General features: G+C 70.0%; 16 protein-coding genes. 5 read left to right on the top strand and 11 right to left on the bottom strand.

All coding sequences use genetic code 11. From position 1 onward, the window contains the following. Positions 1-11: 11 nt before the first annotated feature. Positions 12-320 carry a gas vesicle protein gene (locus ACIRPT_RS05935; protein ID WP_403822817.1) on the bottom strand — a complete coding sequence of 103 codons (309 nt, stop codon included), beginning with the start codon at positions 318-320 and terminating at the stop codon, positions 12-14. A gap of 502 nt (positions 321-822) precedes the next feature. After that, entirely contained in the window at positions 823-1,704 is an 882-nt protein-coding gene (locus ACIRPT_RS05930) for a SigB/SigF/SigG family RNA polymerase sigma factor (protein WP_403822814.1), read from the bottom strand. Between the two features lie 293 nt (positions 1,705-1,997). Between ACIRPT_RS05930 and ACIRPT_RS05925 the strand changes: the two genes are divergently transcribed. Next, the gene (locus ACIRPT_RS05925; protein WP_403822811.1) at positions 1,998-2,606 is read left to right on the top strand and encodes a TIGR03086 family metal-binding protein; all 609 of its coding nucleotides are present in this window, start codon (positions 1,998-2,000) and stop codon (positions 2,604-2,606) included. Here the strand turns inward: ACIRPT_RS05925 and ACIRPT_RS05920 are convergent. From ACIRPT_RS05920 to glyA, 6 genes are all read right to left on the bottom strand, one after another. After that, positions 2,536-2,793 (bottom strand): serine dehydratase beta chain, encoded by a 258-nt coding sequence (locus ACIRPT_RS05920; protein WP_403822808.1) that lies wholly within the window; start codon positions 2,791-2,793, stop codon positions 2,536-2,538. The genes ACIRPT_RS05925 and ACIRPT_RS05920 overlap by 71 nt on opposite strands. Next, positions 2,793-3,422 (bottom strand): sarcosine oxidase subunit gamma, encoded by a 630-nt coding sequence (locus ACIRPT_RS05915; protein ID WP_403822805.1) that lies wholly within the window; start codon positions 3,420-3,422, stop codon positions 2,793-2,795. The genes ACIRPT_RS05920 and ACIRPT_RS05915 overlap by 1 nt, the downstream gene beginning before the upstream one ends. Then, on the bottom strand, positions 3,415-6,309 hold the full coding sequence (locus ACIRPT_RS05910) for a sarcosine oxidase subunit alpha family protein (RefSeq protein WP_403822802.1): 2,895 nt from the start codon (positions 6,307-6,309) through the stop codon (positions 3,415-3,417). The genes ACIRPT_RS05915 and ACIRPT_RS05910 overlap by 8 nt, the downstream gene beginning before the upstream one ends. Continuing rightward, the gene (locus ACIRPT_RS05905; protein WP_403822799.1) at positions 6,306-6,632 is read right to left on the bottom strand and encodes a sarcosine oxidase subunit delta; all 327 of its coding nucleotides are present in this window, start codon (positions 6,630-6,632) and stop codon (positions 6,306-6,308) included. The genes ACIRPT_RS05910 and ACIRPT_RS05905 overlap by 4 nt, the downstream gene beginning before the upstream one ends. Before the next feature lie 68 nt (positions 6,633-6,700). After that, positions 6,701-7,921, bottom strand: a complete 1,221-nt coding sequence (locus tag ACIRPT_RS05900; protein WP_403822796.1) for a sarcosine oxidase subunit beta family protein — start codon at positions 7,919-7,921, stop codon at positions 6,701-6,703. Then, complete coding sequence (glyA, locus tag ACIRPT_RS05895; protein ID WP_403822793.1) at positions 7,918-9,231, bottom strand: serine hydroxymethyltransferase; 1,314 nt, start codon at positions 9,229-9,231, stop codon at positions 7,918-7,920. Before glyA ends, ACIRPT_RS05900 begins: the two co-directional genes overlap by 4 nt. Before the next feature lie 94 nt (positions 9,232-9,325). Here glyA and ACIRPT_RS05890 point away from each other — a divergent pair, with 94 nt between their 5' ends. After that, positions 9,326-9,991 (top strand): GntR family transcriptional regulator, encoded by a 666-nt coding sequence (locus ACIRPT_RS05890; protein ID WP_403822790.1) that lies wholly within the window; start codon positions 9,326-9,328, stop codon positions 9,989-9,991. Between the two features lie 185 nt (positions 9,992-10,176). Continuing rightward, positions 10,177-10,647, top strand: a complete 471-nt coding sequence (locus tag ACIRPT_RS05885) for a pyridoxamine 5'-phosphate oxidase family protein (protein ID WP_403822787.1) — start codon at positions 10,177-10,179, stop codon at positions 10,645-10,647. 97 nt (positions 10,648-10,744) lie between these two features. On the opposite strand, the gene ACIRPT_RS05880 is transcribed toward ACIRPT_RS05885, so the two are convergent. The 3 genes from ACIRPT_RS05880 to ACIRPT_RS05870 all read right to left on the bottom strand — a co-directional run bounded on the left by ACIRPT_RS05880 (position 10,745) and on the right by ACIRPT_RS05870 (position 12,062). After that, complete coding sequence (locus ACIRPT_RS05880; protein ID WP_403822784.1) at positions 10,745-11,035, bottom strand: hypothetical protein; 291 nt, start codon at positions 11,033-11,035, stop codon at positions 10,745-10,747. Positions 11,036-11,233: 198 nt separating this feature from the next. Next, complete coding sequence (locus ACIRPT_RS05875; RefSeq protein WP_403822781.1) at positions 11,234-11,500, bottom strand: hypothetical protein; 267 nt, start codon at positions 11,498-11,500, stop codon at positions 11,234-11,236. Beyond that, a complete protein-coding gene (locus ACIRPT_RS05870; protein WP_403822778.1) occupies positions 11,481-12,062 on the bottom strand; it encodes an RNA polymerase sigma factor in 582 nt (193 codons plus the stop codon). The genes ACIRPT_RS05875 and ACIRPT_RS05870 overlap by 20 nt, the downstream gene beginning before the upstream one ends. A gap of 464 nt (positions 12,063-12,526) precedes the next feature. Between ACIRPT_RS05870 and ACIRPT_RS05865 the strand changes: the two genes are divergently transcribed. Together ACIRPT_RS05865 and ACIRPT_RS05860 are read left to right on the top strand one after the other, a co-directional pair. Then, positions 12,527-13,708, top strand: a complete 1,182-nt coding sequence (locus ACIRPT_RS05865; RefSeq protein WP_403822775.1) for a macrolide family glycosyltransferase — start codon at positions 12,527-12,529, stop codon at positions 13,706-13,708. 103 nt (positions 13,709-13,811) lie between these two features. Continuing rightward, a complete protein-coding gene (locus tag ACIRPT_RS05860) occupies positions 13,812-13,967 on the top strand; it encodes a hypothetical protein (protein ID WP_403822772.1) in 156 nt (51 codons plus the stop codon). The last annotated feature ends 55 nt before the right edge of the window (positions 13,968-14,022 follow it).

The following is a 14,022-nucleotide window of genomic DNA, read 5'->3' as shown; positions in this document are numbered from 1 at the left end:
CAGCGCGCGGCTCACCGGTCGACCTGGCCCCGTGCATAGCGGCGCGTGCGTTCATAGCCCAGAAGCCGGCCCTCGTGATCGAGCTGGACGCGGTAGGACGCCATCACGCTCGTGGTGTCGGGGATTCTTTCGATCTCGACGACTTCCACGTCCGCCGACCAACCGTCGCCCGTCTGCCTGAGCGCCGACACCAGACCGGGCTCACGGCGCAGCATGTGCCCGAGCTGCGCGGACGCCTGATGCATTGCCGCAGGGGCGGCGATACCCCGTGGCTCGCTCCTGCCCGCTTCCCTTCGTTCTTTTCCTTCGTCGGTCGACATGATTCCGCCTGTCGTACGTCGTGGGTTCTGCCGAACGTGCGGTTGCGTGTGAACGGCGATAGCACACCGCGTGCCCTTCGCGGTCGAACGTATGCGTCACTTTGCGACCGGGATCGGTAATCCACCATTCGGAAGGTGGCCGAATCCGCTCGCTCCTGCGCGGGCTTCGTCAATGGCCTGGCACTGCCGGCGTTGTCGGCAGTGAAGGCCGGAGATCGGGGTGCGTGCGCGCCGCGGTAAATCGTCCACAACCGCTCTCATTTACGCGGTCGGCCAGGCCTGGGTCGTATTACTCAGAGCGGCTGACCACGGCGTCAAAGAGGTGGGAGCCGGACTCAACGGCCGGGAGAAGGCTTTGCTGCTTCGTCCACCGCTTCGGAGTCCGTTGCTTCGGGAGGCTGCCGCTCCGGGAGTACGTTGCTTCGGGCGGCTGGTGCTTCGGGAGGCTGCGATCCGTACCCGCCCCGGCAGCAAGGGCCGTTGGTCATCCGCGTGGCCGGGCCTACTCTTCGATGAAGAGGCGCGCGCGAAGGGTGCTGAGGGTACGCGTCAGCAGGCGCGAGACGTGCATCTGTGACAGGCCCAGTTGGTTGCCGATTTCGGCCTGGGTCTTCTCCGCGCCGAAGCGGAGCTCCAGGAGGTTCCGCTCGCGGTCGTCCAGCTCTTCCAGGAGCGGCTTGAGAGCCTGCAGGTTCTCGGCGAGGTCGAGGGCAGGGTCGTCTTGGCCGATGAGGTCGGCGACGAGCCCGGTCTGCTGCTGACCGCCACTGCTCGCTTGTATCGGGCGGTGTATGGAGCCGGCGTCGTAGCCGTTGCAGGCCACCAGCCCGTCGCGGACCTCGCGCTCGGGGAGGTCAAGGTGCCTGGCGAAGTCGGATGCGGTCGGTTCGTTGATGCCGGTGGCTTCCAGCTCCTCGCGGGCGCGGGCGAGCTCGATGCGCAGCTCCTGGAGACGGCGCGGCACATGCACGGCCCAGGCGGTGTCGCGGAAATGCCGCCTGATCTCGCCGGTGATGCAGGGGACGGCGAAGGTGGTGAACTCGTTCCCCCGCGAGATGTCGAACCGGTCGATCGACTTGATCAGGCCGATCGTGCCGACCTGGACGACGTCTTCCATGTCCCGGCCGCTGCTGCGGAATCGGCGGGCCGCGTAGCGCACCAGCGAGAGGTTCATCTCGACGAGCGTGTTCCGCGCGTACTGGTGCTGCGGGGTGCCTTCCTCCAGCTCCTCCAGCCGCTCGAAGAACAGCTTGGACAGACGGCGCGCATCCTTGGGTGCGACCTTGTAGGCCTCCTCGAGGGTTGGCAGACAGGTGTCCGACGAGGAGGGGAGGTCCGCCGATCGCTCCGTACCTGTCGGTTCGCGCGCCGCTGCCATAGTCATGCCGTGTTCCTTCCTGCTGAGCGTCCAGTACTGCCCTACGCCTACCCGCGAATCACACAGGAAACGTGATCGGTCCGTTAACCGATCGACACCAACATGCCCCGGGCATCGTGTAGTTGGAGGGCATCTCCGAAACCCGGACGTCGAAAATGCGACGCGGCCCACGCCACCAAAGAGATCAAAATACGGGCCCGGGGCGCCCCTCGGAGATTCCCGGTGAACCGCGACGGCGGTGAATACGACGACCGGATCCCGCCGGACCAACTGCCGTGCGCAGCAACAGACTTCCCGTCATGCGCGAAACCGACAACGAACTCTTCACCCTCCTCACCACCGCCCACGCCGACTGTGCCGCGCGGATCCGGCTGGTCCGCTCCGCCCAATGGACGGACGGCACGCCGTGTGAGAAGTGGGATGTCCGGCAGCTCGTCGGACACTTGGTCCAGGGCAATCTCGTCTACACGGCGCTGCTGCGCGGCGGCTCGGCCGGCGGGTTCCTCACGGAGCTGGATCAGGATCCGCTCGGCGACGACCCGGTGGCGGATTACGAGCGGGCGTCCGCCGACCTCCTCGCCGGGTTCCGCATTCCGGGCACGCTCGACCGGACGGTCGACTACCCCTTCGCCCCCATCACCGCACGGCAACTGCTCGGGCTGATGGTCACGGACACCCTGATCCACACCTGGGACCTGTCGCGCGCGATCGGCGCCGACGAACGGCTCGCCGCCGGTCTCGTCGACTGGGTCGCCAGGAACGTCGCCTGGATCTACGCGGGCATGACGGAGAGCCCGCTCTCGGCGACCAGGAGCGATCTGTACTACGGCACGCCCGTCACCGATCCGCCGTCCGGCCCGGACTCCCCTCAACACCGCCTGATCCGCCTGATGGGGCGCCGCCCCTAGCCCTAGGTGTGCTGGAACAGCGCACTGGTGAGCGCGGCGCGGTGACCGCCCGGCGCCTCGGCGTCGCGGCCGATGGCGCACCGTCCAGGAGCCTGACGAAGCACCTGGCCGCCCGCATCGGCCCCACCGTGTGAGAGGAGGAAGGGCCGATGCCGACCGAGCAGAGGCCGAACGCGCTGTGCGCCATCAGGGGACCTCGGGGCCGCGGTACTCGCTCATCGCGTCGATGAGCCAGCGCGCCAGGTAGCCGGCGAACGAGGACCGCGGGAACAGCCGGTACGTCGGTGCGCCGTCGACCTGCCAGAGCAGCACCGCGACGGGGCCGACCGTGGTCGACACCGCCTGGCCGGGTCCGAAGGCCCGGGGATGCAGGTCCAGCGGGCAGCCCTTCTCCAGGACCTCCCGGGCGGCCGGGCCGCTCAGCTCCAGCGTGGTCCGGTTCGCCGAGACGTCCACCACCGAGCCGGGGTCTCCTGCGAGTGCCTTCCGCACCTCCGCGGCCACGGCGGTCGCATCGCCGTGGGACAGCACGAGCCACTCGTCGGGGCCGAGCCAGCAGACCGTGTGGGGGCCGGCCGCGGTCGTGTGGCCGCACTGCCGCGGGAGCGGTGCTCCCAGGGCCTTCTCGACGCGGGCGGCCGCTTCGGAAGCGGGGTCGACGCGGAGGTTCACCATGGCGATGAACGGCCACTCGGTCAGCGTGACGCCGCGGGCGCCGGTGACGGCGGCGGCGTGCATCCGCGCCTCCAGATGCGCCAGGGGGCTTCTGCGCAGTGCTACCGGACCCGCGCCCGCGTCGGTCGTCGGCTCAGCCATCTCGCTTGGTCCCTTCGGGGTCGTACAGGACGGGTTCGGTGACCTCGACGGGTACGAGGTCGTCGCCGACGGCGGCGAAGAGCGTGTCGCCGGCGCGGTCCCGGCCGGCCGTGACCAGCGCGAGGGCGAACGGGCGCCCCAGCGCCTGGCTGTGGTAACTGGAGGTGACGTGGCCGAGCATCGGCACCGGCCCGGCCTCGGGGGTGAGGGGCACGTCCGGCGCGACGATCTGCGTGCCCTCCGGCAGCCGGGTCGTGCGGTCGCTCGGCAGCAGGCCGACCAGCTGCTTGCGGTCGGCGCGGGAGGTGTCGGAGCGGGAGTACGACCGCTTTCCCACGAAGTCCTTGAGCTTCGAGACCACCCAGGGCATGCCCGCGTCCTGCGGGGTGACGGTGCCGTCGGTGTCCTGGCCGACGATGATGTAGCCCTTCTCGGCCCGCAGGACGTGCATGGTCTCGGTGCCGTACGGCGTGATGTCGTACGGGCGGCCGATCGCGTCCACCTCCTCCCAGACCGCCAGGCCGTACCACGCGGAGACGTTGATCTCGTAGGCGAGTTCGCCGGAGAAGGAGATCCGGCAGATGCGGGCCGGGATGCCGGAGGCGAGGGTGGTCTCGCGGAAGGCCATGAACGGGAACGCCTCGGCGGAGAGGTCGACGTCCGGCGCGAGCTGGGCGACGACCTCGCGGGAGCGCGGGCCGACGACGGCGATCGTCGACCACTGCTCGGTCACCGAGGTGCAGTGGACGTCGAGTTCGGGCCACTCGGTCTGCAGCCACTCCTCCAGCCAGTCCAGGACCCCGGCTGCGCCGCCGGTCGTGGTGGTCATGAAGTAGCGGTTGTCGTCGAGGCGCAGCGTCACGCCGTCGTCGAAGATCATGCCGTCGGGCTTGCACATGACGCCGTAGCGGGCCGTGCCGGGCTTGAGCTTCTTGAAGGCGTTGGTGTAGATGCGGTTGAGGAACTCGCCCGCGTCCGCTCCCCAGATCTCAATCTTGCCGAGGGTGGAGGCGTCCATGAACGCCACGCCCTCACGGGCCGCCCGGCATTCGCGGGCCACGGCCGTGTCCATGTCCTCGCCGGGCAGGGGGTAGTACCGGGGGCGCTTCCACTGCCCGACGTCCTCGAACTCCGCGCCGTGTGCGACGTGCCGGCTGTGGAGGGACGTCGTGCGCTCCGGGTCGAACAGCTCGCCGCGCTCGCGCCCGGCCAGGGCGGCGAAGGCCACCGGCGTGTACGGCGCCCGGTAGGCCGTGGTGCCGATCTCTCCTGGTGAGGCGCCCGCGCCGAGGGCCTCGGAGATCACCCCGATCGCATTGACGCCGGACGTCTTGCCCTGGTCGTTGGCCGTGCCGAGCGAGGTGTAGCGCTTGACGTGCTCGACACCGCGCATGCCGGCGCCGGTGGACCGCCAGACGTCGGCGACGGTGACGTCGCGCTGCAGGTCGACGAAGTGGGTGTCCCACGTACCGGGGTCGCCTTCCGGTGCGGGTACCAGCCACAGTGCACGCATCGGGCCGGCTCCGGACCGCCCATCGCCGCCCGACGGCACCGGCACCGGGAACCCGGCGTCCGTCGCGGCCCGCGCACCGGCCCGCGCCCCTTCGGCCCGACAGCGGTCAAGGTCGTACGTCCCGCGGGCGGCACCGACGACGTGCTGGTCCCGCACGGTGCCGTCGGGGACGAAGGCGACCAGGTCCTCGTCCCAGCGCAGCCGGCCCTGGCGCTGGCTGTGCAGGTGCACCACCGGGCTCCAGCCGCCCGAGACGGCTAGCAGGTCGCAGTCGAAGGACTCCGGGGCACCGGTGAGTTGACCGCCGTCATCGAGGGCCTGGACGGTGATGCCGGCGAGCCGCCCACCGCCCGCGGTGTCGACCACGGCGCTGCCCGTCAGCACCCGCACCCCGGTCGCCCCGGCGACCTCGGCGGCCCGGTCGGACAGCGCGGGCCGCGCGTCCACGACGGCGGCGATGTCGATCCCCGCGGCATGGAGATCGACGACCGTGTCATAGGCACTGTCGTTGGTCGTGCTCACCACGGCCCGCGAGCCCGGAGCCACGCCGTAGCGGTTGACGTACGAGCGCACGGCCGCGGCGAGCATCACCCCGGGCCGGTCATTGCCGGCGAAGACCAGCGGACGTTCGTGCGCGCCGGTCGCCAGAACCACCTGGCGGGCGCGGAGGTGCCACAGCCGCTGGCGCGAGACGCCTTCGGACGGCGCGGGTGCGTCGGCTCCGAGGTGGTCGGTGCGCCGCTGGAGGGCGAGGACGTAGTTGTCGTCGTACGAACCGAACGCCGTGGTGCGCCGCAGAACCGTGACCTCGGGGGCGGCGTCGAGCGCGGCAAGGATTTCGGCGACCCAGGCGAGGGCGGGCCCCGCGCCGACCGTCTCGGTGCGTCCGGAGAGCAGCGAACCGCCGGGCTCGGGCTGGTCGTCGAGGAGGATCACACGGGCACCGGAGTCGGCGGCAGCGGCGGCGGCCGCCAGCCCGGCCGGTCCCGCACCGACGACCAGCACGTCGGTGTGTACGTACTTCTTGTCGTAGACGGCGGTATCGGGGGCCGGGTCGAGCCTGCCCATCCCCGACAAGGTCGTCGCGGACAGTCCGTCGCACAGCTCGACGGCGGTGGCCGGCAGCATTCCTTCCGAGCACGGTCCGGCGATCTGGAGCAGCGCGTTGGGCTCCTCGACGCCGGCGGCGATGATGCCGCGCGGGCGGCCGCGGTAGAGGGACGGCGCGACCTCGGTGATGCCGTTGGCGAGCAGCGCGGAGGCGACGGTGTCACCGGGGTGACCGGTCAGCTCGCGGCCGTCGACGGTGAAGCGCAGGGTGGTGGTGCGGTCGATGCGGCCGGCGTGCGGCAGCCGGCGGATCTGGTCGGTCATCGGTTCCCTCCGGCCGCTTCGGCGGTCTGGTGGCGATCGCGCGGGGCGGGGAGCTCGGGACGGGGTTCGTCGAGCCGGTAGACGGCGAGAACCTCGTAACTGACGGTGTCGCGCAGGACGTTGAACCAACGGCGGCAGCCGAGGCTGTGCATCCACCGCTCGGCGAAGGGGCCCTTGGGGTTGTCGCGGTAGAAGACGTACTCGGCCCATTGCCGGTCGTCGAGGTCCGCGGGGTTCTCGGGGTACGGCACGTGGGCCTGTCCCCCGTAGTGATATTCGGTCTCGTTACGCGGACCGCACCATGGGCAGGTGAGGAGCAGCACGGTGTCCTTCTCTCGGCGGGCTCTCGGCGGGCTTTCGGCGGGCTCGGAGCGAGCTCTCGACGGGGCGGTCAGTGGGCCACGGCCGCGGCGCCGTGTTCGTCGACCAGTGCGCCCGTGGTGAAGCGTTCGAGGGCGAAGGGGGCGTTGAGCGGATGGGGTTCGCCGGTGGCGAGGGTGTGGGCGAAGGTCAGTCCGGCGGCCGGGGTGGCCTTGAAACCGCCGGTGCCCCAGCCGCAGTTGACGTAGAGGTTCTCGATCGGGGTGGTGCCGATGATGGGGGACGCGTCGGGCGTGACGTCGACGATGCCGCCCCAGGTGCGCAGCACGTGGGCGCGGGCGAAGACCGGGAAGAGCTCGACGGCGGCCGCCATCTGCTGCTCGATCACATGGAAGGAGCCGCGCTGGCCGTACCCGTTGTACGCGTCGACACCCGCGCCCATCACCAGCTCGCCCTTGTGCGCCTGGGAGACGTAGACGTGCACGTGGTTGGACATCACCACGGTGGGGTGCACCGGCTCGTGCAGTTCGGAGACCAGCGCCTGGAGGGGATGGGACTGTACCGGCAGCCGGAAGCCCGCCCGCTGCGCCAGCACGCTGCTGTGCCCGGCGGCCGCGAGACCGACCCGGCCGGCGAGGATGCGGCCGCGGCTGGTCTCGACGCCGGTGATCCGGTCGCCGTCCTTCAGGAAGCCGGTGACCTCGCACCCCTGGATCAGGTCGACACCCATCTCGTCGGCCCGGCGGGCGAGCGCCCAGGCGACGTGGTCGTGCTTGGCGATGCCGGCCCGCGGTTGGTAGGTGCCGCCGAGGACCGGATACCGGGTGTCGGCCGAGACGTTGAGGATCGGACAGACCTTGGCGACCTCGTCCGGTTCGAGCCACTGGGCGTCGACGCCGTTGAGGCGGTTGGCGTTGACTCGCCGGACGCCTTCGCGGACGTCCTGGAGGGTGTGCGCGAGGTTGAGCACGCCGCGCTGGCTGAACAGGAAGTCGTAGTCCAGTTCTTCCGGCAGCTGCTCCCACAGCTTGAGCGCGCGTTCGTAGATCGCGGCGCTCTCGTCCCACAGGTAGTTGGAGCGGATGATCGTGGTGTTGCGCGCCATGTTGCCGCCGGCCAGCCAGCCCTTCTCCAGGACGGCGACATGGGTGATGCCGTGGTGCTTGGCGAGGTAGTAGGCGGTGGCCAGGCCGTGACCGCCACCGCCGATGATGATGACGTCGTACGAGGCACGCGGCTCGGGGTTGCGCCAGAGCCGGTCGGGGTGTTCCGGGAGGGGTGTGGTGGTCATCCGGCGAATCCGTTCCGGTCGGCGTAGAGGGGGAACTTCTCGGCGAGCGCGGTGACGCGGCCGCGCAGCAGGGCGGCACGCCCGTCGGTGAGTTCTTCCTTGAGGGCGAGCGCGATGATGTCGGCGACCTCGCGGAACTCCCCGGCACCGAAGCCCCGGGTGGCCAGCGCCGGGGTGCCGATCCGCAGCCCCGAGGAGATCATCGGCGGGCGCGGGTCGAACGGCACCGCGTTGCGGTTGACGGTGATGCCGATGGGGTGCAGCCGGTCCTCGGCCTGCTGCCCGTCGAGAGCGGAGTTGCGCAGGTCGACGAGGACCAGGTGGACTTCGGTGCCGCCGGTCAGCACCGTGATCCCGGCCTCGGCCACATCGTCGGCCAGCAGCCGTCCGGCGAGGATCCGGGCGCCGTCAAGGGTGCGCTGCTGGCGCTCCTTGAACGCCTCGCTCGCCGCCACCTTGAAGGACACCGCTTTCGCCGCGATGACGTGCTCCAGCGGGCCGCCCTGCTGGCCCGGGAAGACCGCGGAGTTGATCTTCTTGGCGAGGTCGGCGCGGCTGAGGATCACACCGCCGCGCGGGCCGCCGAGGGTCTTGTGCGTGGTGGTCGTGACGACATCGGCGTACGGCACCGGGTTCGGGTGCAGGCCCGCCGCCACCAGGCCGGCGAAGTGCGCCATGTCCACCATCAGATACGCGCCCACCTTGTCGGCGATCCGCCGGAACGCGGCGAAGTCCAGGCGCCGGGGATAGGCCGACCAGCCGGCGACGATCATCTTGGGCCGGTGCGCGAGGGCGAGCCGCTCGACCTCGTCCATGTCGATGCGCAGGTCGGACTCGCGCACGTGGTACGGCACGACGTTGTACAGCTTGCCGGAGTAGTTGAGGCGCATGCCGTGGGTCAGGTGACCGCCGTGCGCCAGGTCGAGGCCGAGGATCGTGTCGCCGGGCCGGAGCAGCGCGAACATCGCGGCCGCGTTCGCCTGGGCACCCGAGTGCGGCTGCACGTTCGCGGCCTCGGCGCCGAACAGTTCCGTCACCCGGGCGATGGCCAGCCGCTCGATGACGTCGACGTGCTCGCAGCCGCCGTAGTAGCGGCGGCCCGGGTAACCCTCGGCGTATTTGTTGGTCAGTACCGAGCCCTGGGCCTCCATGACGGCGGCCGGGGCGAAGTTCTCCGAGGCGATCATCTCGAGGGTCGACTGCTGGCGGTGAAGCTCGGCGTCGACCGCTGCGGCGACATCGGGGTCGAGTTTGCCGAGCGGGAGGGAGAGGGGGGAGGTGACCGTGGTGATCGACGGGTTCGTTGCCATCTGCGCACCATCCTGAGAGCCAACTAAAGAGCAACTGATATATCAGCTTGTGCGGTAAGGTATGGGAGCTCGCTGATCAAGTCAAGGGGGCCTCATGCGGCACGTGGCGACCGAGCCTGGGAGCGAGGAACTCTCCCTCGCCGAGCGCGCCTACCGCGCCCTCCGCGACCGGCTGGTCATGCTCGAGATCCGCCCGGGCGCACCGATCAACGAGGACCAGCTGGCACAGTCCCTCGGCGTCGGACGGACGCCGGTGCGCGAGGCACTCAAGCGGCTCCAGTACGAGCGGCTGATCACGACCTACCCCCGGCGCGGCACCTTCGCCACCGACGTCAACATCACCGACCTGGCCCATATCTCCGAGGTGCGCCAGGAGCTGGAGCCCTTGGCCGCCGCCCAGGCCGCGCGGCGCGCCACGGCCGCGGACCGCGCGGCCCTGACGGCAGTACGGCACGAGCTGGAGAGCGTGGATTCCCGTCAGCGCGACGCCGCCGAGCTGATGCGCCTGGACCTTCAGGTCCACCGCGCCATCTACGCCGCCACGCACAACCCGTACCTGGAGGACACCCTCGTCCGCCACGACAACCTGGCCACCCGCATCTGGTGCCTGTTCGTCGAGCACATGTCAGACATGGCCGGTCACGTCGAAGAGCACGGACCGTTGATCGAAGCGATCGTCGCCGGTGACCCCGACAAGGCGGCACAGCTCGCCCGCGATCACGTCGAAGGCTTCGAACGGGCGATCCGCGAGGCCATCTGAGGCGCCAACCGACAGCCCCCGGGGCGTCGGCGGGATACCGCGGGCATGAGTTCCAAAACCCGCCGGCTCGCTTCCCTGGCGCTGTCGGGCTCTTTGCGTACGCCCAGTACGAGGCCGCCCCTCCGCCTTATGACCTAGTTCCACCGCCGGATGTGACGGAGCGCCGCACGCCATAGCCTCCGCACATGACGGCAGTTGACTCTCACCCCAGCGGACCCCGGAGCCGCGAGCAGCGCAAGCGCGAGGCGCTTGAACGGCTCGCGCGGGACAACGACGTATGGGCCGCCACGGCCGACGCCACCGGCGAGCCGTGCCTCGTTCCGCTGGCCTTCTGGTGGGACGGCGAGGCGGTGTGGCTGGCCACCCGTGACACCAACCCGACCGGGCGCAACCTGTGCGCCTCGGGCCGGATCCGGCTCAGCTTCGGTCACACCCGGGACGTGGTCCTGGTCCACGGCACCGCACGCATGCTGACCCGCGAGGAGCTTCCGGCCGAGGTGGGCGACGCCTTCGCCGCCAAGGATGGCTGGGACCCCCGCAAGGACCACCCCTCGTACGTCTGGTTCCAGGTCACCCCGCAGGTACTCCAGGCGTGGGGCACCGTTCCCGAGATGCCCGGCCGGACCCTGATGCGCGACGGGGAGTGGCTGGTCTAGGGCGCGCCCGGGATCGAGGTCCCCGACAGGGCCGACGGCACCCCGGTCCCGCCCCGGATCTGCGCGCGTCCGGGACGGGAGAGGGTTCAGGGCGCGTTCAGCACGAGGGAAGGCCGTCGAACTGCGCAGCGAGCCCGCGCTTGGTCTTGAAGCCCTGCCCCGGCTTGAGGGTGTTGCAGCCGGAGTCGGGGGCGAACGACCACCTGACCTTGACCCGCTTGGTCGACGAGCACCCGTTCTTGACGTAGGCCGTCTGCGAGATGATGCCCTTGTCGACCTTGACCTTGACGCACGAGGGAGCCGCCGCGAGCGCCCGGCCGCTCCCTCCTGTTCCTGCCGCTCGTGCCGTACCGGCCGAGGCGACGACGGCCAAGGTGATGGTTGCCATGGCGGCCGACCGTCTCAAGAGTGAGTGCCCGCGCAACTGGAGTCTCCGTCCGGTGAATTACTCAACTGAATTACTCAACCCATTTCCTGCGCGATGATCGCACGATGACGAGCGGCGACCGCCGGCCAGGGCGACTCGGCCGACGCCGGAGCCTCCGCCCGCCGGCCGCGCGTCCCGCGGGGGCGGCGGCCCCAGCGGCTACCTGATCAGTTTGCACCGGCCGTCCTCGCAGGACCGCTGCAGGCGGCCCCGGGAAATGGTCTGCAGCAGCCCCACCGTCCAGCACATCGGGCATCCGCGTAACGGGAGCAGGCCAACGGGCAGGAGCACCAGGCTGACCGGGCCGGTGACCGGCAGGAGTGCGACCGAGCCGACCAGCATGCCGAATCCCACCGCGCCGCGCACCAGATGCCGGGGCAGGGAGGCGCTTGCGAAGTCGGGGCCGTCAACCTTCGTTCCGGTCATGATTTCCTCCAGGAGCTGACCCGGGTGCGGCAGTGAGCGTGTGTTGGACCGCTGCGCGGGCTCGGTGCAGACGGGACTTCATCGCCGCCGTACTGAGGCCGAGCGCATCGGCGACCGTCCGTCCGCTGTGGCCCTGAATGTCCCGCATGATCAGCACCCGGCGCTGGCCGGACGGCAGGGCGGCGACCGCCGCCGCCACCCTGCGCGCGTCCAGACGTCGCAGCGCCTCATCCTCGGCCGAGTCCACGGGAGTCTCCGCGGTGTCCGGCAACGGGAGGCGGTCCCGCATCATCGTCCGTGCGCGCCGTAGACACTCGTTGCGGACGATGCGGAACATCCACGACGCCAGCGCGCCGGAGGCCCGCAGCATCCCGATCTTGCGGTACAGGATGATCAGGGCTTCCTGCGTCGCGTCCTCGGCGTCCTCCGGGGTGGCGCAGAGAGAGTGGGCGAAGCGCTGCACGTTCGGGTGTGAGCCCGACACCAACGCGGCGATCGAATCGACGTCACCGCTCTGCGCGGCGACGATCAGCCGTTCGCTGGGCCAGGTCGAGTCAGCCACGCTCGGCTCGCTTGCGCTTCATGACGAACATGCACGTGCAGAACAGCACCACGCCCACCGCGATACCGATGCCAATGATCACGAAAACCTCCAGGTCCTGGCCCAACGTTTTCCGGTACAGGTATAAGAGGCGCGGGCCCCTCGAAAGGATTCGGCCCATGCCCCCCGCATCATTCGAGGCAGGTCCCCAGGCGGGAGATCGCTGGGGTGCTGGGGGCGCGCGTCCAGGGCGACGACTGTGAGTTGTATGACGAGTGAACGCCGCCCGCCCGCAGCGGGATCGGCCACCGCTTGATCATCTCCGGCTCCGCGCAGGCTGTGGGCCGCGGCGTACGCAGGCTGCCGCACCGGTCCGCCTTTCTTCCATATTCCTTACCTGCAGCGGAAGTTGAACTCGCGACGGGCCGACGGAAATCCGCAGGGCGGGCGAGGCGTGGAAATCCCGGCTCGGTAAGATCTACGACATGCCCAAACACTTGTTATTCGTAGCCCTTTTCGGACATGGGCACGTCAATCCCACACTGCCCTTGGTCGAGGAACTCGTGCGGCGGGGGCACCGGGTCGACTACGCCACCAGCGCGGAGCACGCCGATGCGGTAACCAAGGCCGGAGCGCGCTGGGTGGAGCTCCAGGCGTCGCCCGACCTGCTCGCCGCCCCGCCACGGGAGTTCGGCCCCGAAGCCATCACCGCCTGGATGCGTCTCCTCTTCGCCGACATGAGTAACGCCGTGTACCCGGTGCTGCGGGACCACTGCGCCGCCGAGCCGCCGGACGCGATCTGTTACGACGGCTTCAACTGGCCGGGCCGAATCGTCGCCCAGCAACTGGGCCTTCCCGCCGTACGGTGCATTCCCAACTTCGCCTCGAACGAAGAGTTTTCGCTGTTCGATGCCATCAAGAAGGGACACGGCGACGAGAACCCCATCCTGACCCAACTCGCCGCCAGCTGTGCGGAATTCTCCGCCCATCACGGTGTCGTGCTCGACCCGGCGAGCGTCCTGGACGCCACCGAAGATCTGAACCTTGTGTTCATACCCAGGGAGTTCCAGCCGGCCGGCGACACCTTCGACGAACGGTTCCAGTTCATCGGCCCCTCGGTGGGCAACCGGGAGCACGCCGAGCCATGGTCGCCTGCCGACCCCGAGGCACCCGTGCTGTTCATCTCGCTCGGAACGGTCTTCAACGACCGGCCCGATTTCTACCGCACCTGCATCGACGCCTTCGGTGACGGCCACTATCAAGTGGCCATGACCGTGGGCGGTCTGGACCCGGACCGGCTCGGAGAAATACCGCCGACCATCGATGTCCGATCGCATTTCCCGCAGCTGGCCGTGCTCCAGCATGCCGACGCTTTCGTCTCGCACACCGGAATGAACTCCACCATGGAGGCCCTGTATTACGGGGTGGGACTGATCGCCGTTCCACAGATGCCCGAGCAGGCGGCCAATGCCGGGCGGGTGCAGGAACTGGGACTCGGCGAGCGGCTGGACCCGGACACGGTGACCGCCGAGTCGCTGCGTGCCGCGGTCGACCGCATCGTGGCCGACGACACGGTGCGCGCCAATCTCGACCGGATGCGCAAGGTCGTCAGGGAGAGCGGCGGAGCGGTCCGCGGCGCGGAACTGATCGAGGGATATCTCCGCTGAAGGCTGCCGCAGGACGCCGGGGCGCGGTAGCCGCGCCCCGGCCACCGGCAGTTCGCCAGGCTCCCGGGCGTACAGCGTCTGACGACTGACGACCGCCCTCGTCATGAAGCACGTCGAGGCGATCCGGAAAGCGTGGCGGGCCGATCTGGACCCGAAGATCCAGGTCGTGCGCGAGCTCGCCCGGGGCCCGGTGTGCCTCAAGGGCAGCTCGGCCCGGCTCGCCGAGCCGGGTGGCGACGGCGCCGAGGGCCTTTGGTGAGAGCCCGCGATCGGTGACGGTGCGCCGGCGCGGGTGCAGGGCCCGGAAGGCGTAA

This window comes from Streptomyces sp. NPDC101227 (assembly GCF_044767545.1).
Taxonomy (GTDB): Bacteria; Actinomycetota; Actinomycetes; order Streptomycetales; family Streptomycetaceae; genus Streptomyces.
This window is presented reverse-complemented; position numbering and strand designations above follow the sequence as displayed.

What these genes read in the sequence shown, in the direction of transcription:
- glyA (WP_403822793.1), bottom strand. Translation starts at nt 9,231, where the DNA reads ATGGCAACGAACCCGTCGATCACCACGGTCACCTCCCCCCTCTCCCTC.
- ACIRPT_RS05860 (WP_403822772.1), top strand. Translation starts at nt 13,812, where the DNA reads ATGAAGCACGTCGAGGCGATCCGGAAAGCGTGGCGGGCCGATCTGGAC.
- ACIRPT_RS05900 (WP_403822796.1), bottom strand. Translation starts at nt 7,921, where the DNA reads ATGACCACCACACCCCTCCCGGAACACCCCGACCGGCTCTGGCGCAAC.
- ACIRPT_RS05935 (WP_403822817.1), bottom strand. Translation starts at nt 320, where the DNA reads ATGTCGACCGACGAAGGAAAAGAACGAAGGGAAGCGGGCAGGAGCGAG.
- ACIRPT_RS05865 (WP_403822775.1), top strand. Translation starts at nt 12,527, where the DNA reads ATGCCCAAACACTTGTTATTCGTAGCCCTTTTCGGACATGGGCACGTC.
- ACIRPT_RS05880 (WP_403822784.1), bottom strand. Translation starts at nt 11,035, where the DNA reads ATGGCAACCATCACCTTGGCCGTCGTCGCCTCGGCCGGTACGGCACGA.
- ACIRPT_RS05890 (WP_403822790.1), top strand. Translation starts at nt 9,326, where the DNA reads ATGCGGCACGTGGCGACCGAGCCTGGGAGCGAGGAACTCTCCCTCGCC.
- ACIRPT_RS05920 (WP_403822808.1), bottom strand. Translation starts at nt 2,793, where the DNA reads ATGGCGCACAGCGCGTTCGGCCTCTGCTCGGTCGGCATCGGCCCTTCC.
- ACIRPT_RS05875 (WP_403822781.1), bottom strand. Translation starts at nt 11,500, where the DNA reads ATGACCGGAACGAAGGTTGACGGCCCCGACTTCGCAAGCGCCTCCCTG.
- ACIRPT_RS05930 (WP_403822814.1), bottom strand. Translation starts at nt 1,704, where the DNA reads ATGACTATGGCAGCGGCGCGCGAACCGACAGGTACGGAGCGATCGGCG.
- ACIRPT_RS05885 (WP_403822787.1), top strand. Translation starts at nt 10,177, where the DNA reads ATGACGGCAGTTGACTCTCACCCCAGCGGACCCCGGAGCCGCGAGCAG.
- ACIRPT_RS05925 (WP_403822811.1), top strand. Translation starts at nt 1,998, where the DNA reads ATGCGCGAAACCGACAACGAACTCTTCACCCTCCTCACCACCGCCCAC.
- ACIRPT_RS05915 (WP_403822805.1), bottom strand. Translation starts at nt 3,422, where the DNA reads ATGGCTGAGCCGACGACCGACGCGGGCGCGGGTCCGGTAGCACTGCGC.
- ACIRPT_RS05910 (WP_403822802.1), bottom strand. Translation starts at nt 6,309, where the DNA reads ATGACCGACCAGATCCGCCGGCTGCCGCACGCCGGCCGCATCGACCGC.